Here is a 24,300-nt window from a genome sequence, read left to right on the forward strand (position 1 = left end):
ACTGGGATCAAGGCTGTGAATAAGGCCATCGAGAAGACGCTCAAGGGGATTGACCCCACTGCGTATCAAAGCCTTTTGTCTATCCTTGGAATCGGGCCCGTCATGGCTGCCGGTATCCTGTCAGAGATTGGTTATATCGATGCATTCAAGAACCAGGAGGCACTGGCAACATACGCGAGCCTTGTCTGGCGAGAGAATCAGTCAGGAAATTTCCAGGCTGACGATACACCACTCTCTTTCTGGGAATCTTTTTGAAACCTTTTCTTTTATAGAGTTGACATATTACCAGATTGCTTATAAAATACTTGAAAATTAATGGTAATTATACTAAAATGAATTTGTCTCTAATAGTCCTTTAATATGTCTTTAACTAATTTTAATAAGATGTAAATGCATGTTAATTATAATTTTAATATTTTTATTTATTATTTCGTATAATATTTAGGTATATTATGAAAATTTCAGTTATTGGTCCTCGTACTAGTATTACATATTTAAAAAAAAATATATCATTATACAAAATGCCGGTTACGGTTGCGTGGATATCCTATACGACATTCACGGAACTGGATAAAATATTGCCTTCTATTGAATCTCGTGCAGATGGTATTTTATTTACTGGTCAAGCCCCATATTACTATGCTTCGAATCGATATTTCCCTCATTGTTTATGGGATTATCTTCCACGAAATGTTATTTCGACAGCAGCTGCTATTATTCAGGCAAATATTAACTATGGATATATTATCCATACCATCAGCATAGATGGTTTTGAAACGGATACCTTTGATAAGATACGACGTAGTCTTGGAATCGCCTTTAACAAAATTATATTTTATAATGTAATTTATGATGTTTTGGATAAAGACTATATTCAAAAATTGATAATGTATCATGTTAACAATTACCAGAAGCATCAAGCAGATGTATGCATTACTGGATTGGAATCAGTGGCGGAAGCGCTGCGTAAAAAAAATATTCCGGTTATTCGAATGTTTCCTAATGTAGAAGATTTCTTTCATCATATAGAAATTCTGGAATTACGTTATCAAATTATAGATACAAAAAGTGGTAGATTTGCTGTTATAGCTATTCATATTGATTTTTCCGAAGATGTTTCATGGTATGAAAAAAGTGAAATTCCGTTATTGAAAACACAGGAACATATTAGAGAAATGGTATATCATTATGCCAAACGAATTAAAGCGGCTGTATTTCAAACGGAATACAATCAATATTATTTAGCAAGTACGCAGGCAATGATAGCAGCTGAAACGGGGAATTTTACACGGTTTGATGTTTTTAATCCGTCATTGGCAGATAATGGATATGTTACAGCTTTTGCAGTAGGAATTGGATTAGGAGATACACCGGTTGATGCGAAAAAGTGTGCAGTTACAGCACAGCGGAAAGCGGTGCAACATGCTGAAAAAGTAAGTTGTTATGTTCTGGATGGATATGATTCATTTATAGGGCCGCTATTGACCGTAGCTAAATCTGCTCATGTGTCTGTTTTTGCAGATAATGGCAGACTAAATGACCTATCTATCCGTGCGGGAATTAGCAAGCAAGTATTGACGCGTATCCAGCAGACGTTGCAGCAATATAAAATTAGTGTGTGCACACCGCGTGAATTGTCACAATATCTTAAAATGAATATTCGCACAGTAAACCGAATCCTTTCCCGTCTTGAACAATGCCAGGCAATTGTTGTTATCGGTAAAAAGGCGACGTCAACAGCAGGTCGCCCTAGTCGTATGATACGATTTCATTTGGACGGATAGTGGATAGAAGAAATCATATAATATAAAAGCTGTCCATATTCCGGCAGCATAAGAATTTTGGAATAAATAAATTATGTTGTTTTGTTAAAAGGGGGAACTTATATGCAGGAGTTAATGATTAAACCGACGATTATGTCCTATACTACATGTAGAGAATTTGCCGACGATTTTCATCTTGGCAAGGGTGATTTGATTATTACCAATCAATATATTTATGATCCGAATTTTAGGGATTTACATTTAGCGTGTGAGATACTATTTCAGGAAAAATATGGAACAGGAGAGCCATCAGATGAAATGGCGGAAGCTATTTACCAAGACATGCCAAAAAATGTAAAACGAATTATCGCTATCGGCGGGGGTACTGTCATTGATTTATCAAAAATTTTCGCACTTAAAAATGTTTCACCTGTTCTTGATTTGTATGACGGAAAAATTACACCAATAAAAGATAAGGAGCTGGTTATTGTACCAACGACCTGTGGTACAGGCAGTGAGGTAACGAATGTGGCGGTACTGGCATTGGTCAGCCGGCATACGAAAAAAGGATTAGCCGTTGAGCAATTATATGGTGATCAAGCTGTCCTTATACCAGAATTATTGAAGACACTTCCGTTTAACGTGTTTGCGACAAGTTCTATTGATGCGTTGGTGCATGCTGTTGAATCGGCATTGTCACCCAAGGCGAACGAAACGACTCGCATGTTTAGTTACAAGGCAATTGAAAAGATTTTAAACGGGTTTATTCGGATTAGAGAACAGGGCAGAGAGGCACGTATCCCCTTGATGAAAAACTTTTTATTTGCGAGTAATTATGCTGGCGTTGCATTTGGAAATGCAGGATGTGCTGCTGTTCACGCGATGAGTTATCCGTTGGGAGCAAAATATCATGTAGCGCACGGTGAATCGAACTATGCCATGTTTACAGGTGTTATGAATCGGTATATGTCTATCAAATCAGATGGGGAAATTGCTGTAATGAATCAGTTCTTTTCAAAAATACTGGGATGTAAGGGGGAGAATGTATATGGTGAATTGGAAAGACTTTTAAATGTTATTTTACCGAAAAAAGCGCTCCATGAATATGGAGTAACAGAAACAGATTTAAAGGAATTTGCCGATTCGGTGATGGCGAATCAGGGCAGATTAATGGCTAATAATTTTGTTGTTTTGAGTGAAGATGATGTGATTGAAATTTATAAAAACTTATTTTAATTTCTAGGAAGATATGTGTTGGTAATTGTCGGATAATTGACGGTATCAAGCAGAATCGGGGGACGCCTTTTGTGTCATAACTTCAAAAGGCGTCCCCCGATGTTTTTTTGCAAAGAGGGTATATTCTGTTTTTTAATACGTCATGGAATTCTTACTATTTAATTAATCATTTTTTGTGATTTCTTCTATAATTTGAATAACCGTTTTTGCTGCTTTGGAAAGATATTTTTCCTTTTTAAAAGCAATGACAACCTGCCAATCTGATAAAAAATTTCTTAAACTGAAATAGCAGGGAGGTATAGGCGCTGTACAATGTGCCGCTAATTTCTCAGGAACGATTGTAGCACCGACACCTGCGGCAGCTAGTGTTTGCGCAGTAGCCATATCACCGGATTCTAATACAATGGGGGGAGAAAAAACATTTTTTGTAGTAAATTCAAAAAAAGAATTTCTAAGCCGCTGGCCTTCCTTCATAACGATAAACGGTTCGTGGAAAAGTTTATGCGGATCAATTGTCGGATACTTAGAATTTGCAGACAAAGTGTAATCTTTATGTATGCATAAAGGATGGTTTGAAGATAAGACCAGAAGCAATTCTTCGCGAAACAATTCGATATATTGCAGTCCAGGATTGAAGAAGGGATGCAGTACAATAGAAAAGTCTGTTTTCCCTTGTAATATAAAGTCTTCCAACTCCTTAGTTTTTCCTTCTTCCAACGTGATATGAATATGAGGATAAAGATTTTTTACAATAGGAATAACCTTCGATAATAACGTGGAACTTCGATAATTTGAGCTGCCTATACGTACTTGTCCTTGAATAAACTTTCCTAGATCCTGAATTTGCTTTTCTCGTGAATGATGCAATTCCTGTATCTTGCGTCCAATTTCCAGATAAATTTTGCCGGCTTCTGTTAGTTGAATAGGTACATGTGACCGATCAAAGATTTCGGTACCGATATTTCTTTCTATACGCTTTACAAATTGGCTTAAAGAAGGTTGTGCAATATATAATTGTTCAGCTGCTATAGAAAAACTGCCGGTTTCAACAAGTTTATTTAAGTATTCAAACTCTTTTGAAGATTCACTCATAAGGCTCATTCCTTTGCGTTATTAAGTTGTAAAAATTGAAGAGGTATACAAAAATACATATGATATAGTATAAAAGCTATCGATTATATAATTCTTAAAGTCTTTGACTTATATATAGGGGGATTATACTATATATACATGGATTGTGCAATGTGATATCCATTGTATCCCGAAAAAAAGAGGTGTTCGCATATCCATGGACATATGTCATTCTTTTATTTTTTACTTTAAAATTTGTAAATTTCCAAACGGCAGCTGTTGCTATTGCTGTACCACTTGATAGTGGTGGGCAGGTATGATTACTGTTATTGACTGTTGTGTGAGGGATGTTATTGCTTATTTTAGGGTATTTTAAGTTTATAATGGAGGAGATATTTATGAATTTCGATGAACAAGCAATGGAGGTTAGAAAAGGGAAAAAAGGTATTTTGGAAATGCTTCCTTGTGCTGTGTTAGAAACAAGTGACGATTTAAGCACATTGTATACCCCCGGTGTTGCACAGCCTTGTCGTGAGATTACGAAAAATAAAGATTTATCTTTTGATTTGACCTGTCGCGGTAATATGATTGCCGTTATATCTGACGGAACACGTGTTTTGGGATTGGGGGATATTGGACCGGAAGCGGCTATGCCGGTTATGGAAGGAAAATCTGTATTGTTTAAGGTGTTTGGCGGGGTTAATGCAATACCGATTTGTTTGGATACAAAAGATCCGCATACATTTATTGAAGCAGTAAAGTTGCTGCAGCCTTCGTTTGCAGGGATTAATTTAGAAGATATTTCATCGCCTAAATGTTATGAAATTGAAACAACGTTAAAAAATGAAATGGATATACCGGTGTTTCATGATGATCAGCATGGAACTGCTATTTCGGCCTTAGCAGGAGTTATCGGAGCTTTTCGTTGTGTCGGGAAAAACTTAAAAACAGCTAAGATTGTTATTAATGGGGCGGGAGCTGCGGGGGCTTCTATTGCACGTCTTCTTATTCTGGCCGGTGCGCAGCACGTTATCGTAGTTGATAAAGCTGGCATCTTGTACAAAGGCATGAATGGGTTGAATAGTGTACAAAAACAACTGACAGAGGTCACCAATACAGATAATATACAGGGAACACTGGTGGATGCCGCAGTTGGGGCGGATTTGTTATTGGGTGTATCAGGGCCACATCTTTTTACTAAGAAACTTATTTGTTCTATGAACTCGGATGCCGTCGTATTTGCTATGGCAAATCCTATACCGGAAATAGATTATCAGTCCGCTAAACAGGCTGGTGCGAGAATTGTTGGTACGGGACGCTCTGACGCTCCTAACCAAATTAATAATGTGATGGTTTTTCCGGGCATTTTCCGAGGAGCCTTAGCTGTAAGAGCACGGCATATCAATGAAGAAATGAAGCTTGCTGCTGCGTATGCGATTGCCTCTCTTGTTTCCGATGCTGAGTTGAATGAAGCATACGTTATTCCTGATGCCTTTGACGAACGGGTAGCGCCGGCCGTTGCAGCAGCCGTTGCAGAAGCAGCTATGAAAAGCGGAGATGCACGTATTACTGTTGATCCGGAAACGATACGCCGGGAAGCAAGAATACAGATACAGAAACTTCATCATAAAATTAAAAAAATTTATGAAAAGAAATAATTTTTTTTGGCGAAAAGTCCGGACGGTATACTGTTCGGACTTATTTCTATTTAGCATACAACGCATATTCGCTTTTTTGCATTTGCTTTTAACAAGATTAGTGTAAATAGTTCTCAGTTACCGCCATTATACGCGAAACAAGATTATTGCAGTTGTTTATCTGCGCTTTCACGGAGGCACTGGTTTGTGCGTTAAAAACTATGGATACAGAATTGGTGGAAAACAGTACAAGCAATAAGGGTATCAGATAGAACGACAGGACCGCCGTACAATGCAAGGACTATTCGGCACCATTACCTATCTGCGCCTTCTTTGTAAAAAAATGAAGGCAATGAGGCCCGTTATTATCTAGGTGAATACAGTTACCGAAAACTTCTTGATACATACCTTTAACAAAGAAATAATTGACAAAAGCAAGTAGTTGCAATACTATATATATAAGGTGATTATTATGCATGAAAAATTAAGAAAAGAAATTAGAGATATAAGACAATTCAATAGATACTATACCAATATATTAGGGTTATTGGATCGACATATACTTGATAGCTCATTTTCCTTGTCAGAGGTACGGATATTATATGAAATTGCTAATATGGAGTTCTGTACGGCCAAATTGTTGTCTGTAAAATTATTTCTTGATCAGGGATATTTAAGTCGGATTTTAAAGTCTTTCCAACAGCAGGGACTTATAAAAAAGCAGAAATCTCCAGAAGATGGACGAGTATACTATTTAAAGCTGTCTGCGGCTGGACGGGAACGAATGTATGCACTAAGTGTCAGATCGGATGCACAGATTGCAGAAATTTTAAATACGTTATCGGAAACGCAAAGGGCAGAATTAGCTCATTGCATGAAATGCATTGAACAAATATTGGAGGAATCACATCATGTATAATTCATATAGTATCCGCCCCTATAAAAAAGGAGAAGAGAAATATGTTGCGGATAAACATAGAAACGTTTATTTGGAAGAATATAATTGGGGGCCGGTATTTGGCAATTATGCTGCAAGCGTAGCTTGCAATTTTGCATTGACGCAGAGAAAATCCAGAGAAGAATTATGGGTTGCTGAAATCCAAGGAACATTGGCAGGCTGCATTATGCTGAGTGAAGCAGAAAACCCGGAGATAGGTCAGCTTCGCTTGTTTCTTGTTGACAAAAAATATCGTAAAAACGGTGTTGGTACTGCTTTAACAAGTGCATTGATGAATAAGGCACGGGTCTGTAACTATAAAAAGCTTGTCCTTTGGACTGCAGATGTTTTGATAGAAGCAAGACAACATTATAGTACGATGGGGTTTACTTGTGTAGAAAGTATTTCCAACGATGTATGGAACCTTTCGGGAAAAACAATATACGAGGAGAAATGGGAAATGAATATATGAATTACAGTGTGAGTATACCTATAGACTTATTTTTGCAAAATAAGGAGATTTTTTAGGATAAGTAGTAAAAGGAGGAACGATATGTTTGAATTAGTTAAATTGAAGGGCAATACGTATTATATTGAAAGTCCCGCTAAGATAGGTGTATATCTAAGCGGGACTGAGGTGTATCTTATTGACAGCGGGAATGATAAAGATGCAGGAAGAAAGCTCCGTAAGCTTTTGGAGGAAAAATGCTGGCATTTACGGGGAATTGTTAATACGCATTCCAATGCTGATCATATTGGGGGAAATGCATATTTGGCCAAGCAAACACAGTGTGGAATTTATGCCAATGGTATCGAACAGGCATTTACCCGCTGGCCGATTTTAGAGACATCTTTTTTATATGGAGGATATCCGCCGAAGGACTTGCGTCATAAATTTTTGCTGGCAGCTGAAAGCCCGGCTCAAGATTTTTCTGCTGATGGATTTCCGCAGGCATTAATGCCTATTGATTTACCGGGACACTTTTTTCATATGGTTGGATTTCGGACTTCGGATGACGTTGTTTTTTTAGCCGATTGTCTGAGTAGCAGGGAAATATTAGATAAATATCATATCAGCTTTATTTATAATGTAGCAGAATATTTACAGACACTAGATAAAGTAGAAGCGATGAAGGCTGATATTTTTGTTCCATCTCATGCCGCCGTAACTTCGGATATCATTCCTTTAGTGCAGTATAACAGGGAAAAGGTCATGGAAATTGGCGAACGGATATATGATATGTGTCATACACCGCTTATCTTTGAAGAAATACTAAAACAAGTATTTGATGCTTATTCACTGCAATTGGATTTTGAACAATATGTTCTTGTTGGCAGTACACTGCGTTCTTATTTATCATGGCTGCGAGATGCACAAAAAATAAATGTAGAATTTGACAATAATAAATTGTATTGGAAATGTATTTGATTTAGCCGTTTAGCGAATAAAATTTTTTTGATAGACAGACATGTTTTTTGCGAAGACTTTGATCTGCTACTGTGTTTTTAAATATTCTTCTATAGCGTAGGCTATCAAATATTCCATTCGTGTTGTTGCATTAGAAAAATCAACAGGCAGTAACTGACGTATTTGTTTCATTCTGTAATTAATCGTATTACGGTGTAAAAATGTTTGTTCAGCGACTGATTGTAAACTGCAGCTGTTTTCAAGGTAAATTTTCAAGGTGGCGGATAATGCGGTGTTGTGAACACGGTCATATTCTGCCAGAATGGATAAACGGATGTTGCTGAATTGGTGTAATATACGCTTGTCTTCGATAGATAACAACAGCTGATAGATTCCTAATTTTTCAAAATATAATGGAGAAACTTGTCGAACGGCTGCAATAGTAACGGCTCCGATAGCTTGTTTGTAACTTTCCGACAGTTCTGTCAATTTGGAAACACTATTGCTGATACCGATACGGCACGCTTGCGATTCGTGAAGAAAGATATTTTCAAGAATAGTCACTATATTTTCTATATTTTTACACATCGAGTCACTTATGATCAAAATATAGTAATAAAAATAAGGGAAAAAAAGATACGGTGTATTATATGTATTCATAGCATTGCGGCCTTGTAACAGTATGAGTTCCCTGCTTTCAGGGGCAATTTGCTTGTTGTGCGGTGAAAAGCAGATGATACAGTAATTTTTAACTTGCATAAAAGAGGAGCTTCCAATCTCCTCTTTGTACAGTTCTTCCCGGTCCGGTCTATGTATAAGGTTAATAAATGCTTTAGTCAGGCTTTCTTCATAATGCTGTCCCAGAACGATGCGATTTAAATAATCCTGCATGATATCGGCAATATGTATTTCCCATGGAAAAACAAATAAAGGATAATTATGAGCATTACAATACTCAATGATATCTCTGTTAATATCAGTTTCCTGTAAATAATGACCGATATTAATGAACAAACCGGCGGTATTTCGATGTATAATTTCACATATGAACTTTTTTAAATTTTTTTCGGAATTGATAATCATACCTGTAGTAATAACTAAGTTTCCGTTTCGTATGTAATTTGTTGTATGCAGATCTTCGGAGTAATATACCCAAGACACCTCTTGGCATAATCCGTGTTCTCCGCAAATCAGTTTTAGTTTATATTTATTTTTGGTCGCATTATAAAAATTTTTTAACAGTAAGGGCACTTTTATATCTCCTTTGCATACAAATTCAATAGCATGTACCGCAATATAGACATGCTGCATATTATTATTATACTTTATGTTGTTCTCAGATAACAATACAAAGTATAGTAGTGATATGTATAAAAACATATATTTTTTGGTTATAATAAATGCGGATTGTTTTTCAGATTACCTACTCCTTACTATTTGACTGCTATGAAGTAACAAGTATATTAATTTCTTGTTTTTATGTTTTTATTTTATTAAAAATAATAAAGAAAAAATATTTTTATACGATGATTGTGCTTGTAACACAAATCATTGTTTTTTTTTTGTGCTATGTATATCTTGTGATTATTGCATAATTTGATTATAATGACACCAATATTAAATAATTTTGAGTACACGGCAATGAAGCTGAAGAATCATTTGCCGTGTACTTTTTTTTGAGATAGGAGATGATGATGTAACTGTATCTAATGGGGAACAATATTATGTGTAGATTTTATCGGAGATGTATACTTTTAGTGTTTTACTTAATTAATTAAATTATGTAAATGAAAATTGACGGCGTGATTTATTTGTTTAATATAAGGAAAGGAAAAAGGGGGTATCATTGTGGGTATATTGAGTTGGGTATGTAAAAAAAGAAGTTTGTTTTTAGGCGTTTCTATGATTTTATGTATTTTTATGTTTAGTGGATGTGCCAATCATGGCGAAACTAAAAAAAATAATAAAGGTACATTATATATTGGTATGACTAACGCTCCGGATTCTTTTAATCCACTGTTTAATCCAGGCATTGCGGGACGATTTGCTATTCGTTTTATGTATGATACTTTGCTGGGTATGCCGGAACCAAATGAATTTACTCCTCAATTAGCAGAAAGTATCAATACAGAAGATAATCAAAATTTTATTATTAAATTAAATCCTAATGCAAAATGGACAGATGGACAACCGGTTACGGCACAAGATGTAGTATATACATTTAATTTAATTGCAAATCCAACCGTGGAGACAACAAAGGGTACATATATTAAAATGTTGGAAGGGTTAGATGATAAAGGACAATTAACAGCGGGAAACCAGATTCCTGATTTAATAGCTAAAGATGAACATACAGTAGCATTTAAGACAAAAGTTCCAGTAGATCCTAACTATATTAAAAGTATGCTGGGATTTGAAGTGTATATTATCCCTAAACATGTGTTTGAAAATATACAACCCGAAACTATATCTAATTCCGAGGCAGTCAAAAATCCGATGGTTACGAGTGGCCCTTTTAAATTTGTGAAGTATGCAACTAATGATTATGTAGAGTATGCAGCTAATACTGATTATTACAAAGGAACTCCTAAACTAAAAAAAATTTTTCTTCGCATTATGAATGGTACTAATTTAGTTACAGAACTTAAGTCAGGAAATATACAAATGGCAGCTGGTGGAAGTATAGGTATTGTTCCGGTAAAAGATTTGGAGATTCTACAAAATGATAAGAAACTAGTTGTAAAAAGTGCCCCTTCTAATTCCGTCCAGTTTTTGGAAGTTAATAATAGCAATCCTATGTTTAATGTTAAATTTCGTCGTGCTATTACAATGGCGATTAATAGAGAAAAAATTATTGATCAGTTATATAAAGGAAATGCTCACATGGTGCCTACTTTATATACTTCAATTAGTCCCGTATATAATAAAAATTTGCAGCCATTGCGTTATGATCCAGTGAAGGCCAAGCAAGAACTTGCTGAATCCGGGTTTGATATATCTAAAGAATTAACCTTGCAAGTACCTTTGGGAAATGTTTTGCGTGAACAATCGGCAGACTTGATTCAACAAGATTTAAAAGGGATTGGAATCAATGTGAAACAGCAGAAGTTAGATTTTCCAACGGTACTATCTAATGGAAGAAAAGGAAATTATGAATTGATGCTCATGAGTTATGTGCCTTCTGTAGAACCAGATTACAGTGCATATTTTACTCCCGGAAATAGCAGTAATTATTCACAAACAAATGATCCAAAATTAACTGATATGTTTGTAAAAGCGTTGGCGATGACTTCTCTGACGGAACGTAGAATGGCATATAGCGCTATTCAAGAATTTTTGAATGAACAACAATTTTTGACAACTTTATGTGCTCCAGATGATATTATTGCGCAGAGTAAAGAACTTAATGGCGGTATTAAAGACTTTTGGGAAGGTTCCTTGGATGACCTGCATGAGTGGAGTCTAAAATAATATGCCATTATACAAAACAGCAATAACAGGAGATAAGACATGGATAAAAAAACGTTGGCTTTTCAGTATGTAGATATGCATAAAAAAGAAATGATACAGTTATGGGAAAAGATGGTTTGTATTGATTCTAGTATGGGAAATAAGATAGGGCAAACAGTTATAGGGCAATTGTGTCAAACTATGTTACAAAAAAATGGATTTGTTGTTAAAAAAATTCCGTATACAAAATGTGGCAGTGCCATTATTGCAGAACGTGGTAACATGAAAAATCCATTTATTTTACTCATGGGACATATGGATACGGTACTGACTACATATTTGTATGAAGGTACCCCGTTTACTATTTGCGAAGGTAAAGCGTATGGATCCGGCGTATTGGATATGAAAGGAGGACTGGTTGTATTATTTTTCCTGATTCAAGCGCTTTCGGCCATAGGATGGGATGAGATTCCAATGAAAATCATATTAGATGCAGATGAAGAATCAAATCATTTATATAGTAACGTTCATGATGTTATTATAAAGGAAGCAGCAGGTGCCTTGTGTGCATTTAATTTTGAGACAGGTTTTACTGATCACGGTTTAGTAGTACAACGAAATGGATGTCGTAATTTTTCAATAGAAGTATACGGGCGTAGTTGTCATATGGGAAATGATCCGGAAAATGGATGTAGTGCTGTTATTGAAATGGCACATAAGATTATCGAAATAGAAAAATTGACGGATCCATCAAAACATTGGTGGTTAAATACGGGAGTTATTTCAGGTGGAACAGTAGCCAATTCAAAACCAGCATATTGTAAAGCAATCATTAATTTACATTATGCGAAGCAGGAAGATTTGATTAGTGTTAGAAAATCAGTGAATACTATTTGCAACACTGTTTGGATTTCAGGAACTCGAACCGTGTGGAAAGAAGATGTTGGATATGATGTTATGAAACGAACTGACGGTAATATCCAGTTATTACGTATGGCGAAGCGTATAGCACAAGAAAACGGATTTCCTATACCTTATGGGAAACATTGTGGAGGCGGAAGCGATGCAGCATATGCCGTTATGGCCAACGTTCCTACACTATGTGCGATGGGGGTTGAAGGAGCGAGAAATCATACTAACGAAGAATGGGCCGATGTTAACAGTTTATTTATACGGACAAAACAAATCATCGCCATGATAGTCAGATTAAAAGGTGAATTTGGGACAAAATACGAAAATTCTTAATATGAATCATCAATATGAAAAGGAATTAGTTTATGAGATTGGTCATAGCAGTGTTTGTGGCACATATGAAATTTATCCTGAAGAAGGAAAGTATTCCTTTACAGAATCGGATTTTATTGCACTGGGGGATACACTTTAATACAGCGTTGGATCATTTGCCATATTATTCTGTCATAAAATAAAATTTTATGATATTAGAAATCCGTTAGTTTTGCAAGGAACATAAATTTTATTTTTACCAATGGGTTGGATAACAGGACCTATGAAAGAACAACAAGATGAGACATATATGCGGGCAAGAAATATGGAAAACACTGTATATGTATGCGGGACAGATTTAATTGGTAAGAGTCATTGGATACAGCCTGGTGATAGTTCATTAGGGGAAATTGTAGCTGGAACTGGAATGGCAGAAACAGTGTTGCTGGCGGATGTTCATAGTGAGTGGATAAGATTGGGTACGCCGCTGTTGTTGCCAAGCATCTCGCCACGTACTGATTTGTATGAAAAAGGTTCATCATTTATTCTACAGATAAAAGTTTAATTAGGTATTTTTTGAATTACTTATTAATTTATGTGTCAAGATCAAGATATATAGGGGGAATGTATTATGTTGAGAGAAGAATTACCGAGAATTATTACTAAAACGGTTCCGGGACCAAAAGCTAAGGCTATTTTGAATCGAAGGCATAAAGCTGTACCCGATGCAATTGGAACGATATATCCAACAGTTATTAAACGTGGCGAAGGAGCTATGTTTGAGGATGTAGATGGTAACTATTTTTTAGATTGGGTTGGTGGTGTCGGTGTTTTGAATATTGGATATTGTCACCCGCAAATAGTTAGTGTGGTACAAGAACAAGCTGGGAAATATTTTCATGCAATGGCTAATATTGTCACACATGAGGGATATGTTGCATTGGCTGAAAAAATTAATTCTATCGCACCTGTCCGTGGAGAGAAAAAACGTACCTTTTTTATCAATAGTGGAGCAGAAGCAGCTGAAAATGCAGTTAAAGTGGCAAAAGCATTTACTAAAAGGCCGAATATTATCGTTTTTTCAGGAGCATTTCATGGTCGCACACTGATGACTATGGCTATGACGGCTAAAAAGAAATATGCGGTTGGTATGGGACCCTTTCCAGACGGGGTGTATAGAGCAAAATTTCCATATTTGTATAGAAGACCGGATGGGTATACGGAAAAACAAGCTATATCATATTATTTAGATTCTCTTAAAGAAGTATTTATGTATTCATCACCTGCGGAATATATTGCAGCTATTGTAGTTGAACCGCTTCAAGGAGAAGGTGGATTCATTCCCGCCCCGATAGAGTGGATTAAAGCCTTGCGGACTATTTGTGATGAAAATGGTATTTTGTTAATTGCAGATGAAGTTCAAACTGGTTGGTGTCGTACTGGAAGAATGCTAGCAACCGATTATTGGAAAGAAGCAGGATGTCCGCCGGATATTATTGCAACAGCAAAATCACTGGCAGGGGGTATTCCATTGGGAGCTGTAGTTGCACGAGAAGAAATTATGCAGGCTGTGCCAAGCGGAGTTATTGGCGGAACTTTTGGAGGTAATGCCTTGGCATGTGCTGCCGCATTGGAAGTATTAAAGATTATGGAGCAAGAGCATTTGGAAGAGCGTGCTGTAAAAATAGGTAAATTGGTTACAAATCGATATCAAAAATGGATGAAAAATTTTTCTGTCGTTGGAGAATATAGAGGGTTGGGAGCTATGCTTGGTATTGAATTTGTTCATGATAAAGAAAGTAAGAAACCATATCCGGAATTAGTTGAAAATATTATTCAGGAAACCGCTCAGCATGGATTAATCATGGAGAATTGCGGTGTATATAATAATGTTATTCGTTTCTTATGTCCGCTGGTTGTTACAGACGAACAACTATGTGTTGGTTTGGATATCTTTGAGATGGCAATAAAAAAATATATATAATATACTGTGTATAAGTTATTATAAAAAGTAAGCAATAGTGATAGATTCTGTTAAACGAAAAATATCGCCTACAGGGGTTGCGGAAGAATGATTTCTCTTTTTTCACAGTCCCTTTAAAGGTTTATAGTGATACATAAAAAAGGAAAAATTTTTCTGATATAATCATTTTATAAAAAGCTGTAAATTATAAAAAAAATATAAATACAATAAATAAATAATAAAAAAGTTAAAAAATTCACAACTAACAGATATAGGTATTATTGTTTTTACAACTAAATAAATAATATAATTATAAAATATTAAGTTTTATTGAAAAAATAACGTTTAACTATTTTATAATTATAATATTTATATAACATTATAAAATATTCATTTATTGCATTATTTCACTAATTAATATATAATATAGTCATAAATGATATATCATATATAGAAATAGAATAATAAAAATACTATTATAACATTATCGATAATGTAGAACTCGTAACTCAAATGCTGAATAGTACTTTGGAGAGCAACAATCAAGTGTATCTTGGTGTTTATGGAATATATCAGGGAATTTTTTATGCAGATATTATTTTCATAAGAGATAGTTGCTTTCATAATCAAATAATTTAGATTCCCAAAGTACAAATGATAAGTTACTGTATTGAGATAAGGAGGATCGTTATGGAACTGCAGAAATTGCATTATGAAGTAGTAAACAGTATTGCTGTTGTAACAATGGATTATCCGAAAAACTTAAATGCGATTGATGAACAAATGGCAGATGAATTGATGTATGCTGTAGAAACAGCTGAAAATGATTCCGATGTTAAGGTAGTTGTAATTAAAGGATCGCCTAAAGCATTTTCCGCGGGCGGCGATATCGGATATTTTTATCAGCTCATTAAAGCAGGCGGAAAAGTTAATATGGATGGTCTTATCGGTAAGGTCGGCAAAGTGACAGACGGAATTAAAAAAATGAGTAAAATGGTCATTGCTTCTGTTAGCGGAGCAGCTGCCGGAGCAGGTGTTAGTCTTGCTCTTACTGCGGATTTTGTAGTTTGTGCTGAAAATGCAAAATTTATTATGGCTTTTGTTAATTTAGGACTTGTTCCTGATACAGGAGGAACCTATCTGCTAGTGAAAGCGCTGGGAGAAAAACGTGCTATGGAACTTTGTGCAACTGGGCGCCCCTTACCCGCGATGGAAGCTAAAGAGCTGGGGCTGGTATATCAAGTAGTTGCTAATGAAGAATTGGATGCGGCTACTATGAAATTAGCTGAAAAGTTTGCCAATGGTCCTCTTATTTCCTATAAAAACATAAAAAAACAAATTTATGCAGCCGGATTTGAGGATTATAAACATTATTTGGATGATTGTGAAATTCCAACACAGAGTGAATGCTCGGCATCTTCTGATTTTTGCGAAGGAGTAAAAGCTTTTATGGAAAAACGGAAAGCAGTATTTGAAGGCAAATAATATATGAGATAAATAAATCAATTTTGAATTACTATATAAGAAAGGTGGTAATCCAATTGTTATCAAAAGTAGTAACTAAAGAAGAAGCGCTTAGTAAAATCCATGATGGGCAAACGATTATGTTTGGCGATTGGCACGGTGAATTTGCGGCAGATGAGATTATTGATGGAATGATTGAAAAAGGGGTAAAGGATATAGCTGCGATTGCCGTATCAGCCGGTATGCCGGATCAGGGAGTTGGCAAGCTTATTGTAGAAAAACGTATTAAAAGCCTGATTACAACACATATTGGACTTAATCCTGTAGCAGGAGAACAAATGCTTGCAGGCGAATTGGAAATTGAATTCAGTCCGCAGGGGACTTGGGCTGAACGAGTTCGGTGCGGAGGTGCGGGACTTGGAGGCTGTCTTACACCGACAGGTGTTGGAACAGAAATGGAAAAAGGCAAGCAAAAACTTATGGTCAATGGGAAGGAGTACCTTCTTGAACTGCCGCTGCATGCTGATATTGCACTTGTAAAAGCAACAAAAGCAGATACGGCTGGTAATATTTCTTTTAGAATGAATTCTAGAGCTACTAATAGTACGATTGCTTATGCCGCTGATTTTGTTATTGTCGAAGTAGAAGACGTGGTAGAGGTGGGAGAACTTGGTCCAGAAGAAATTGATGTGCCAGCACCGATCATTGATATGATATATGTAAAAACCGGTGAAAAGAAACCGTTATGCCCAATGTGGCAACGCGCAAAAGCTAAGGCGGAAGCAAAGGCTAAAGCTAAAGCGGAAGGGGGCAAAAAATAATGGAAAGATTAACAGGACGGGCACTTATTGCATCTCGTTGTGCAAAGTTTTTCAAAAACGGTGATTTCGTAAATCTTGGAATCGGAGTTCCGCTGATGTGTGTGAATTATTTACCTGAAGGCGTAGACATTTGGCTTGAAGCCGAAATTGGTACTGTTGGCAGCGGAGCAGTTCCAAAATGGGAAAATGTCGATGTTGACGTAATAGATGCTGGCGGACAACCTGCGTCTATTATTAAAGGTGGCAGTGTATACGATCACGAAACTTCCTTTGCGTTTATCCGCGGTGGTCATATTGATGCAGCTGTTCTTGGTACCCTGCAGGTTGACGAAGAAGGAAATATTGCAAACTGGACTATTCCTGGTAAGTTCGTTCCTGGAATGGGTGGCGCGATGGATCTTTGTGCCGGCGTAAAAAAAATTATTGTTGCAACGGATCATTGTGAAAAAAGCGGTAAATCAAAAATTCTTAAAAAATGTACACTTCCATTGACGGGTGCAAATTGTGTGACGGATATCGTGACAGAAAAATGTTATTTTGAAGTTACTTCTAATGGTTTGCTTTTAAAAGAACTTGCTAAGGATTATACGGTTGAGGATGTTCTTGCTTGTACTGAGGCTGATGTTATTGTGCCTGATAAAATAGGTGTAATGGAATAAACGAAATATTTTAATAAAGGGGGCTGTAACAAAATGAAGTTTTTTCTTCATTTTGTTACAGCCCCCTTTTGTCATATATTATTAATATAATCAATAGCGCTTACACCGACACTTCGTATTATATTCACTGTTTTTCACGTAGAGTTAACATCCTCGTGATTAAAGATTGGTACATAGCATAGGTCTTTGTGATTTCCTCTACCGTATATTGATGATACATTGGCAGTTTTTTCAGGTAATCAAATCCTTTTTGAATAATATCTAATAATCGTTTATTTGTAATAACATAAAAGGAATACGCGTCATTATGAATATATTGCTTGTTTTTTTTGAAAAAGCAGGAAGAGTGATTTGAATAAAAAGATAAATTATATCCTTGATAATCAGTTGCTTTAACGGAAGATTTGATGACACCCATAGTAATATGGTGATTACTTTTCATTGCATTAAGGATGCTGGTATAGTGTTCTTTCCGTTCTTCCAAGGTTAAATTATATTCAATGTCTGTTAAATAAATATATCCCGTTTCAATATAACGGATGATAGACGTTGTTGGAATAATAAAGTCTACATCGACTCTGTCCAGTAGTTCTTCCCAAGTGACCTGTAGTCGTTCTACCTGCATGACCAAATCTTGTGATTGTGTTGATTCATCAATACTGTCAATGATTGAATCGAACACTTTGCGGGGGAGTAAAAATTCAATTCCATTTGCAAGGAAAAAAGAAAAATGATTAGTAGCATAAAAACCTGTACGAAATCCCATTTCATTCATGCCTAGTGATTTCATCGGCGTAATAAGACAGGGTTGATGAACAAAACTCAAAATGAATTCATCATAAATAGTTTGGACTAAATCTTTATCGGAAATACAACTGCACATGTTGATAATATCATCGGCATTGAGAGAGTATTGTATGACAAATCTGTCTTTCAGTATAATTAGATTTGTGTGTTCTAATTTTTGACTGTCATAAAACATAAAATCATAATCAAGATGTGCGTTTAACGTCCAATATAGTTCCTGCATGTACTTAACTTTTTTATCTAATTTATCAACATCTAAGCCGACACGGACCGTAATACGAGAAGCGTTAAGATGAACAGAGGTAAAATAATTCCATAATCCAATGTCTGCCAACGTGCAAAATTCACCGAATATAAGTAAATCCCCGGTGCCGTTTACTTGGTTTAATTCTTCTTGCAGTAATTTAGAAAGAAACAAGGTAGCGTTTAATTTTCCAATAACAATTTTACTAAAAAGTGAATTTTTTTCTTTTGTCTTATGTATTTGATTTCCTTTGATTGAAGATTGATATGCAGTACAGAGAAGACGCTGTATTTCAATATTTAATTGTTTTACGTCATGTATATCTGCCGATATGTTAAAGATATCATAAAAATTTTCCAGTCTATGGTTTTCCATAATTACCTTAGCAAAATAAAGGCTCATCGCTTCATTGACTTGCTCAATACATCTGCTGGAAGGTAATTTTATGCCGCTGCTCCATTTGCTGATATAAGAAATATCATATCCTACTACTTCGGCTAATACATGTAATTTTGTTTGCGTGAGTGTCACTAAATTTTTGAGTGTTAATGCATAGTTTTTTGTTGACAAGTTAACCATCCCTTCTTTAGTTTGAATTTTTATCGATATACTAACAGCAGATTGTTGTATACTCTTTTTATGGAAAAATTTCTTATTAATGTGATGTTTTTCACATATAGCATCAAAAATAAAGTGGGTTTCCATATAACAATGATGCTATATTGCTGATTATATGTTGTTTTTACATTTTTTATATACTTTTAGGATATAACTAGTTACATTCTAAACATTATCTATAAATAATGCAATGTTGATAATGTTGCATTCAATAAACAATCAACAATTTCTCTTTTATTCAACTTTGCATATTGATATACTAATAAAGCAAACATACATAACTTAAAAATAAGCAAAGCATAGACGAGACGTAAATATTTTTTAAGATAGAGTGTTGAGATAAAGGCTTCAAATGAAAACACTACGACCGTACAGCAGGGCGACCATGGTGTATTGTACATTTCAACTTGTTCAGTGTGTCAGGCGGTAAAGCTGAAATTGCGGTTGTTTGCATGCTTTTTTAGTATTCATAAATAGCCTATATATTTTACATAGTGTGATACATTGGTAGAACAACATTATTTTTGATATTCATTATATGCCATATGTGGCAGAATGCGAGGTTAGCGTAATATGGAAATATTGGTATGTGTAAAACAAGTACCAGACACGGCAGAAGTAAAAATCGATCCAGTGAAACATACCGTCATTCGTGCGGGTGTGCCTAACATCTTTAATCCGTTTGACCAGAATGCGTTGGAAGCAGCGCTGCAGCTAAAGGATGAACAGGGAGCTAAGGTAACGCTGCTCTCTATGGGGCCGCCGCAGGCTGTGGAAGTACTTCGTGAAGGACTGGCCATGGGAGCCGATGAAGCGTATTTGCTGACAGACAGAAAAGTCGGCGGTTCGGATACCCTGGCAACCGGCTACTGCCTGGCACAGGCAGTTAGAAAAGTAGCGGAACTACAGGGGCTGGACCATTTCGACATAATTCTCTGCGGCAAGCAGGCTATTGATGGAGATACAGCTCAGGTCGGTCCGCAGATAGCAGCGGAACTCGGTATTCCACAGATCACTTACGCAGCTCATATCGCAGTAGAAGGAGAAAAAGTAACGGTAAAACAGCAGAATGAAGAAGGGTATATCGTTACGGAAGCATCGTTCCCCGTTCTCATTACGGCTGTAAAAGAATTAAATGAACCGCGGTTCCCGACCATTCGCGGAACCATGAAGGCGAAACGCCGGGAAATACCAACCTTGTCGGCAGAGGATATCAAAGTAGACGAAAGCCGGATCGGCTTGAGCGGCTCGCCGACGAATGTCCGCAAAATCTTCACTCCGCCTCAGAGAACGCAGGGTCTTATTTTGAACAATGAAGATGTTGCTGTATCTGTTGCTACGTTGATGGAAAAATTAGCAGAACAGAAGATAATTTAATTCTAAGGAGGAAACGGGAAGATGGATTTGGCTAATTACAAAGGCGTGTATGTCATCGCTGAACAATTTGAAGGCAAACTGCGCAATGTATCGTTGGAATTGTTAGGCCAGGGCAGGATATTGGCCGACAAAATCGGAGACGAAGTAGGGGCCGTCTTGATCGGCAGCAGGGTAACCCCGCTGGCTCAGGAATTGATTGCCCACGGAGCGCATAAGGTATATGTGTATGACGACCCGAGACTGGAACAATACAATACGACGGCGTATGCGAAGGTATTGCAGCACTTCTTTGAAGAAGTAAAACCGAACGTATTTCTGGTAGGGGCGACGAATATCGGACGGGATTTAGGACCGCGCGTAGCCAATGTATTAAAGACCGGTCTGACAGCAGACTGCACGGGACTGGATGTGGATGACGACGGAAAGACGATCGTATGGACGCGTCCGGCACTGGGCGGGAATATCATGGCAGAAATCGTATGCCGTGAAAATCGGCCGCAGATGGGTACGGTTCGACCGAATGTATTTAAGAAACCGGCAGCCGACGCATCCGCGACGGGCGAAATCATCAACATGAAGGCGGAACTGAGTGATGGCGACTTCATGACGAAGTTCGTAGAACTGATTAAAATGGGCGGCGGCGGCGTCAAGATAGAAGAAGCCGACGTTATCATATCCGGCGGCCGAGGAATGAACGGCTCGGAACCGTTCGAAGGAATGCTGAAGGAACTGGCGACCTTGCTGGGAGGAGCCGTAGGAGCTTCCCGTGCTGCGGTAGATGCCGGCTGGATAGATGCACTGCATCAGGTAGGACAGACTGGAAAGACTGTAGGCCCGAAGATTTATGTGGCTTGCGGGATATCCGGGGCGATCCAGCATTTAGCGGGTATGACAGGATCGGACTGCATCATCGCGATCAACAAAGATCCGGATGCTCCTATCTTCCAGGTTTGCGACTATGGTATCGTAGGAGATGCGTTTGAAGTAGTTCCTAAGATCACAGAAGCGATCAAAAAACTTAAAGGTTGATAGAAAATTTTTTTAGATATTGTAGTATAGTAATAGAGTTATATTATTTTAGAGGCCCTTCGGGGCCTCTTTTTATTGTCGTATTGAAAACCATACGCTGTGCGTATGGTTCTAAAAGCTTATAGCTATAGGTAGAAAAAGCAAAACCTCCTTTGCTATACTAAGCACAGGTTCGCCAACCGTACTTAGAGCAAAGGAGGAAAATGCTATCCATGGACACTTTAAGTTTAGCACATACAAAATGGAGATGTAAATATCATCTTGTGTTTGCACCCAAGTACCGTAGACAATTGATTTACGGGAAATTAAAAAAAGATATTGGAAAAATTTTACGGGAATTATGTAGCCGGAAAGATGTAGAAATACTGGAAGCTAATGCGTGTAGGGATCATATACATATGTTAGTGAGTATTCCACCTAAGTTGTCCGTATCTGCGTTTGTGGGATATTTGAAAGGAAAAAGCTCTCTAATCATTTTCGAAAGACATGGACAATTAAAATATCGATACGGAAACAGAAAATTTTGGTGTAAAGGATACTACGTTGATACAGTGGGAAGAAATCAGAAGGTAATAGCACAATATATCCGAGAACAGTTACAGGAAGATATGGTGTGTGACCAAATGACACTGAAAGAACTGGTAGATCCATTCACGGGGAATCCCTATAAATAAGAAGCGCCCCTCGGAGAGGGGCAGCAGGTAAGTGTAGTGCGGTTGGTGGATTTTCCATAGGCCCTTGCGGCCTAGGCAGGTAATAAGGCTTCTAGCCGCAGAGCAAACTACCTGTTATACAGGTAGTTTTGATTAGCCTGTTTTTCGATTTAAATAATGGTATTTTTATAAAATCAATATAAGTCAACTTTTTTTTCAACGTATTGTTGCAAAAAAAAGTATTCGATTTGCATTTTTATAACAAAATAATAATCAATATAAGACAAATTTTTCCTATGTATTTAATCTATAATTTCAGATACTATTTATAGTAACAACAAACGAAGTATGCATACTTGTTTTTATTTATTGACTTAATAAATTGTGTATTTATTATTGTGTATTTATTAAGTTAGAAAAGGAGGAAAATAATCGTTCATTTTTATATAAGTTACAGATATAAATATAAAGGAGGAATTTCATAAATTATGTTCACGGCAATTGCGATAGGAAGCATTATCCTGAGTTTGTTTTTATTAGTAACATTTGCTTACCGGGGGTTTTCGGTAATTTTGTTTGCGCCAATCTTTGCGATGTTTGCGGCAGGATTGTCAGGCATTAATATTTTACCAGGATATACGGAATTATTTATGCCGAAAGCAGTTACGTATATCAAAGCTTTTTTTCCTATATTTTTACTGGGTGCTGTATTTGGGAAAGTTATGGAAGATACGGGAATGGCGCGAAGTATTGCACTTAAAGTTATTCGCTGTATAGGGGAAAAGAGAGCCATAGCTGCAGTTGCGCTGGCATGTATGATTTTGACATACGGTGGCATATCCATGTTTGTGTGTGTATTTGCCATTTATCCGTTTGCGGCAGCTCTGTATAAAGAAGCAAATATTCCTAAACGACTTATTCCGGCTACATTGGTCTTGGGAGTATTTACCGCAACCATGGATTGGCTTCCGGGTACACCACAGATTCAGAATATTATTCCGACGATATATCTTGGAACAACGACGTATTCTGCACCTATATTAGGAACTATCGGAGCCATTATACTGGTGGCAATTTCTTATATATATTTAGAATGGCGTGTTAAAGTGGCTAAAGACAGAAATGAAGGATATGGACAGCATACTATAAATGAAACGGTAATTGATGATACGATTCCATTACCGAAGTGGTACTTTTCTATCATACCATTACTTGTAGTTTTGGTTGTTAATTTTGGACTGTCTATGTATTCGTGGAATCCGGATTTAATTGTACCGTTCCAAAAAATGGGTATTCCGCTGGTAGCTAAATCTGTCCAGAATGTTATTTCTATTTGGGCATTGGTTGTTGGATTATTGGCAGGAATCATTGTAGCTTGTATCAGCGGACGTAAATTTATCTCTAAGGACGGTGGTCTTCAAGCTGCATTAAATGCTGGAGCTATTGGATCGCTGCTTGCTATTATGAATACGGCTTCTGAAGTTGGGTACGGAAATGTTATAGCTTCTCTGCCAGGATTTACAGATATTGCTAATTTTTTATTGGGAATTGCACAAGGAGCACCGCTTTTAAATGCGGCTATTATGGTAAACATCCTGGCAGGTGTTACAGGATCTGCTTCTGGTGGATTAAGTATTGCCTTGGAACTTTTTGGACATCATTGGTTGGAACTGACGGCCGCCGCCGGAATTCCTCCCGAAGTTTTACATCGCATTGTAGCCGCCGCATCCGGTGGATTGGATAGTTTGCCGCATAACGGTGCAGTTATCACGATTTTGGCTGTTTGCGGATTGACACATCGTGAGTCTTATAAGGATATGTTTGCAATTACGATATTTAAGGTTCTGGTAGCGTTTTTCATGGTTGGTGTGTATATGTTGACCGGTATTGTATAAAAAATATATATACAAGCATAACTAAATTAAAGAGGTGCTTACAA

The 24,300-nt window shown here is 36.9% G+C and carries 22 protein-coding genes; 19 read left to right on the forward strand and 3 right to left on the reverse strand.

All coding sequences use genetic code 11. The features are described from left to right. Positions 1 to 15 precede the first annotated feature (15 nt). The 3 genes from NXG62_RS11920 (at position 16) to NXG62_RS11930 (ending at position 2,999) form a co-directional block, all read left to right on the forward strand. On the forward strand, positions 16 to 255 hold the full coding sequence (locus tag NXG62_RS11920) for a transposase (protein ID WP_427112640.1): 240 nt from the start codon (positions 16 to 18) through the stop codon (positions 253 to 255). 197 nt (positions 256 to 452) lie between these two features. Further along, the gene (locus NXG62_RS11925; RefSeq protein WP_427112642.1) at positions 453 to 1,784 is read left to right on the forward strand and encodes a hypothetical protein; all 1,332 of its coding nucleotides are present in this window, start codon (positions 453 to 455) and stop codon (positions 1,782 to 1,784) included. A 102-nt stretch (positions 1,785 to 1,886) separates the two neighbouring features. After that, positions 1,887 to 2,999: a 4-hydroxybutyrate dehydrogenase gene (locus tag NXG62_RS11930; RefSeq protein WP_427112643.1), complete on the forward strand. Its 1,113-nt coding sequence runs from the start codon at positions 1,887 to 1,889 to the stop codon at positions 2,997 to 2,999. A gap of 162 nt (positions 3,000 to 3,161) precedes the next feature. Here the strand turns inward: NXG62_RS11930 and NXG62_RS11935 are convergent, their stop codons facing one another. Then, a complete protein-coding gene (locus tag NXG62_RS11935; protein ID WP_427112645.1) occupies positions 3,162 to 4,091 on the reverse strand; it encodes a LysR family transcriptional regulator in 930 nt (309 codons plus the stop codon). A 377-nt stretch (positions 4,092 to 4,468) separates the two neighbouring features. Between NXG62_RS11935 and NXG62_RS11940 the strand changes: the two genes are divergently transcribed. From NXG62_RS11940 to NXG62_RS11955, 4 genes are all read left to right on the forward strand, one after another. Next, positions 4,469 to 5,728 carry an NAD(P)-dependent malic enzyme gene (locus tag NXG62_RS11940; RefSeq protein WP_427112646.1) on the forward strand — a complete coding sequence of 420 codons (1,260 nt, stop codon included), beginning with the start codon at positions 4,469 to 4,471 and terminating at the stop codon, positions 5,726 to 5,728. 451 nt (positions 5,729 to 6,179) lie between these two features. Beyond that, positions 6,180 to 6,626, forward strand: coding sequence for a MarR family winged helix-turn-helix transcriptional regulator (locus NXG62_RS11945; protein WP_427112648.1), 447 nt, complete (start codon positions 6,180 to 6,182; stop codon positions 6,624 to 6,626). Further along, the gene (locus NXG62_RS11950; RefSeq protein WP_427112649.1) at positions 6,619 to 7,116 is read left to right on the forward strand and encodes a GNAT family N-acetyltransferase; all 498 of its coding nucleotides are present in this window, start codon (positions 6,619 to 6,621) and stop codon (positions 7,114 to 7,116) included. Before NXG62_RS11945 ends, NXG62_RS11950 begins: the two co-directional genes overlap by 8 nt. An 81-nt stretch (positions 7,117 to 7,197) precedes the next feature. After that, entirely contained in the window at positions 7,198 to 8,073 is an 876-nt protein-coding gene (locus NXG62_RS11955) for an MBL fold metallo-hydrolase (RefSeq protein ID WP_427112651.1), read from the forward strand. 66 nt (positions 8,074 to 8,139) lie between these two features. Here the strand turns inward: NXG62_RS11955 and NXG62_RS11960 are convergent, their stop codons facing one another. After that, positions 8,140 to 9,303, reverse strand: a complete 1,164-nt coding sequence (locus NXG62_RS11960) for a PucR family transcriptional regulator (protein WP_427112653.1) — start codon at positions 9,301 to 9,303, stop codon at positions 8,140 to 8,142. 597 nt (positions 9,304 to 9,900) lie between these two features. Between NXG62_RS11960 and NXG62_RS11965 the strand changes: the two genes are divergently transcribed. The 8 genes from NXG62_RS11965 (at position 9,901) to NXG62_RS12000 (ending at position 17,633) form a co-directional block, all read left to right on the forward strand. Beyond that, positions 9,901 to 11,523 carry an ABC transporter substrate-binding protein gene (locus NXG62_RS11965; RefSeq protein WP_427112655.1) on the forward strand — a complete coding sequence of 541 codons (1,623 nt, stop codon included), beginning with the start codon at positions 9,901 to 9,903 and terminating at the stop codon, positions 11,521 to 11,523. A gap of 39 nt (positions 11,524 to 11,562) precedes the next feature. Continuing rightward, the gene (locus NXG62_RS11970; RefSeq protein WP_427112656.1) at positions 11,563 to 12,747 is read left to right on the forward strand and encodes a M20/M25/M40 family metallo-hydrolase; all 1,185 of its coding nucleotides are present in this window, start codon (positions 11,563 to 11,565) and stop codon (positions 12,745 to 12,747) included. A 1-nt stretch (position 12,748) separates the two neighbouring features. Then, a complete protein-coding gene (locus NXG62_RS11975; RefSeq protein WP_427112657.1) occupies positions 12,749 to 12,886 on the forward strand; it encodes a hypothetical protein in 138 nt (45 codons plus the stop codon). Positions 12,887 to 13,009: 123 nt separating this feature from the next. After that, positions 13,010 to 13,291 (forward strand): hypothetical protein, encoded by a 282-nt coding sequence (locus tag NXG62_RS11980; RefSeq protein WP_427112658.1) that lies wholly within the window; start codon positions 13,010 to 13,012, stop codon positions 13,289 to 13,291. A 66-nt stretch (positions 13,292 to 13,357) separates the two neighbouring features. After that, positions 13,358 to 14,710 carry an aminotransferase class III-fold pyridoxal phosphate-dependent enzyme gene (locus tag NXG62_RS11985; protein WP_322351622.1) on the forward strand — a complete coding sequence of 451 codons (1,353 nt, stop codon included), beginning with the start codon at positions 13,358 to 13,360 and terminating at the stop codon, positions 14,708 to 14,710. Positions 14,711 to 15,379: 669 nt separating this feature from the next. Beyond that, complete coding sequence (locus NXG62_RS11990; protein WP_427112660.1) at positions 15,380 to 16,174, forward strand: enoyl-CoA hydratase/isomerase family protein; 795 nt, start codon at positions 15,380 to 15,382, stop codon at positions 16,172 to 16,174. Positions 16,175 to 16,230: 56 nt separating this feature from the next. Continuing rightward, a complete protein-coding gene (locus tag NXG62_RS11995) occupies positions 16,231 to 16,974 on the forward strand; it encodes a 3-oxoacid CoA-transferase subunit A (RefSeq protein WP_427112661.1) in 744 nt (247 codons plus the stop codon). Beyond that, positions 16,974 to 17,633 (forward strand): 3-oxoacid CoA-transferase subunit B, encoded by a 660-nt coding sequence (locus tag NXG62_RS12000; protein WP_427112662.1) that lies wholly within the window; start codon positions 16,974 to 16,976, stop codon positions 17,631 to 17,633. The genes NXG62_RS11995 and NXG62_RS12000 overlap by 1 nt, the downstream gene beginning before the upstream one ends. Before the next feature lie 124 nt (positions 17,634 to 17,757). Here the strand turns inward: NXG62_RS12000 and NXG62_RS12005 are convergent, their stop codons facing one another. After that, positions 17,758 to 19,254 carry a hypothetical protein gene (locus NXG62_RS12005; RefSeq protein ID WP_427112663.1) on the reverse strand — a complete coding sequence of 499 codons (1,497 nt, stop codon included), beginning with the start codon at positions 19,252 to 19,254 and terminating at the stop codon, positions 17,758 to 17,760. A 621-nt stretch (positions 19,255 to 19,875) separates the two neighbouring features. On the opposite strand from NXG62_RS12005, the gene NXG62_RS12010 reads away from it, so the two are divergent. The 4 genes from NXG62_RS12010 (at position 19,876) to NXG62_RS12025 (ending at position 24,256) form a co-directional block, all read left to right on the forward strand. After that, on the forward strand, positions 19,876 to 20,679 hold the full coding sequence (locus tag NXG62_RS12010) for an electron transfer flavoprotein subunit beta/FixA family protein (RefSeq protein ID WP_427112272.1): 804 nt from the start codon (positions 19,876 to 19,878) through the stop codon (positions 20,677 to 20,679). Between the two features lie 21 nt (positions 20,680 to 20,700). Beyond that, positions 20,701 to 21,708: an electron transfer flavoprotein subunit alpha/FixB family protein gene (locus NXG62_RS12015; protein WP_427112664.1), complete on the forward strand. Its 1,008-nt coding sequence runs from the start codon at positions 20,701 to 20,703 to the stop codon at positions 21,706 to 21,708. A gap of 212 nt (positions 21,709 to 21,920) precedes the next feature. Further along, positions 21,921 to 22,382 carry an IS200/IS605 family transposase gene (tnpA, locus tag NXG62_RS12020; protein WP_427112560.1) on the forward strand — a complete coding sequence of 154 codons (462 nt, stop codon included), beginning with the start codon at positions 21,921 to 21,923 and terminating at the stop codon, positions 22,380 to 22,382. A 467-nt stretch (positions 22,383 to 22,849) separates the two neighbouring features. Then, positions 22,850 to 24,256: a GntP family permease gene (locus NXG62_RS12025; RefSeq protein WP_427112665.1), complete on the forward strand. Its 1,407-nt coding sequence runs from the start codon at positions 22,850 to 22,852 to the stop codon at positions 24,254 to 24,256. The last annotated feature ends 44 nt before the right edge of the window (positions 24,257 to 24,300 follow it).

Origin of the sequence: Megasphaera sueciensis (assembly GCF_050219315.1) — a bacterium.
GTDB lineage: Bacteria > Bacillota > Negativicutes > Veillonellales > Megasphaeraceae > Megasphaera_A > Megasphaera_A sueciensis.

Coding starts and splice junctions, on each gene's coding strand:
- NXG62_RS11925 (WP_427112642.1), top strand. CDS start 453: ATGAAAATTTCAGTTATTGGTCCTCGTACTAGTATTACATATTTAAAA.
- NXG62_RS11930 (WP_427112643.1), top strand. CDS start 1,887: ATGCAGGAGTTAATGATTAAACCGACGATTATGTCCTATACTACATGT.
- NXG62_RS11935 (WP_427112645.1), bottom strand. CDS start 4,091: ATGAGTGAATCTTCAAAAGAGTTTGAATACTTAAATAAACTTGTTGAA.
- NXG62_RS11940 (WP_427112646.1), top strand. CDS start 4,469: ATGAATTTCGATGAACAAGCAATGGAGGTTAGAAAAGGGAAAAAAGGT.
- NXG62_RS11945 (WP_427112648.1), top strand. CDS start 6,180: ATGCATGAAAAATTAAGAAAAGAAATTAGAGATATAAGACAATTCAAT.
- NXG62_RS11950 (WP_427112649.1), top strand. CDS start 6,619: ATGTATAATTCATATAGTATCCGCCCCTATAAAAAAGGAGAAGAGAAA.
- NXG62_RS11955 (WP_427112651.1), top strand. CDS start 7,198: ATGTTTGAATTAGTTAAATTGAAGGGCAATACGTATTATATTGAAAGT.
- NXG62_RS11970 (WP_427112656.1), top strand. CDS start 11,563: ATGGATAAAAAAACGTTGGCTTTTCAGTATGTAGATATGCATAAAAAA.
- NXG62_RS11975 (WP_427112657.1), top strand. CDS start 12,749: ATGAATCATCAATATGAAAAGGAATTAGTTTATGAGATTGGTCATAGC.
- NXG62_RS11980 (WP_427112658.1), top strand. CDS start 13,010: ATGAAAGAACAACAAGATGAGACATATATGCGGGCAAGAAATATGGAA.
- NXG62_RS11985 (WP_322351622.1), top strand. CDS start 13,358: ATGTTGAGAGAAGAATTACCGAGAATTATTACTAAAACGGTTCCGGGA.
- NXG62_RS11990 (WP_427112660.1), top strand. CDS start 15,380: ATGGAACTGCAGAAATTGCATTATGAAGTAGTAAACAGTATTGCTGTT.
- NXG62_RS12000 (WP_427112662.1), top strand. CDS start 16,974: ATGGAAAGATTAACAGGACGGGCACTTATTGCATCTCGTTGTGCAAAG.
- NXG62_RS12010 (WP_427112272.1), top strand. CDS start 19,876: ATGGAAATATTGGTATGTGTAAAACAAGTACCAGACACGGCAGAAGTA.
- NXG62_RS12015 (WP_427112664.1), top strand. CDS start 20,701: ATGGATTTGGCTAATTACAAAGGCGTGTATGTCATCGCTGAACAATTT.
- tnpA (WP_427112560.1), top strand. CDS start 21,921: ATGGACACTTTAAGTTTAGCACATACAAAATGGAGATGTAAATATCAT.
- NXG62_RS12025 (WP_427112665.1), top strand. CDS start 22,850: ATGTTCACGGCAATTGCGATAGGAAGCATTATCCTGAGTTTGTTTTTA.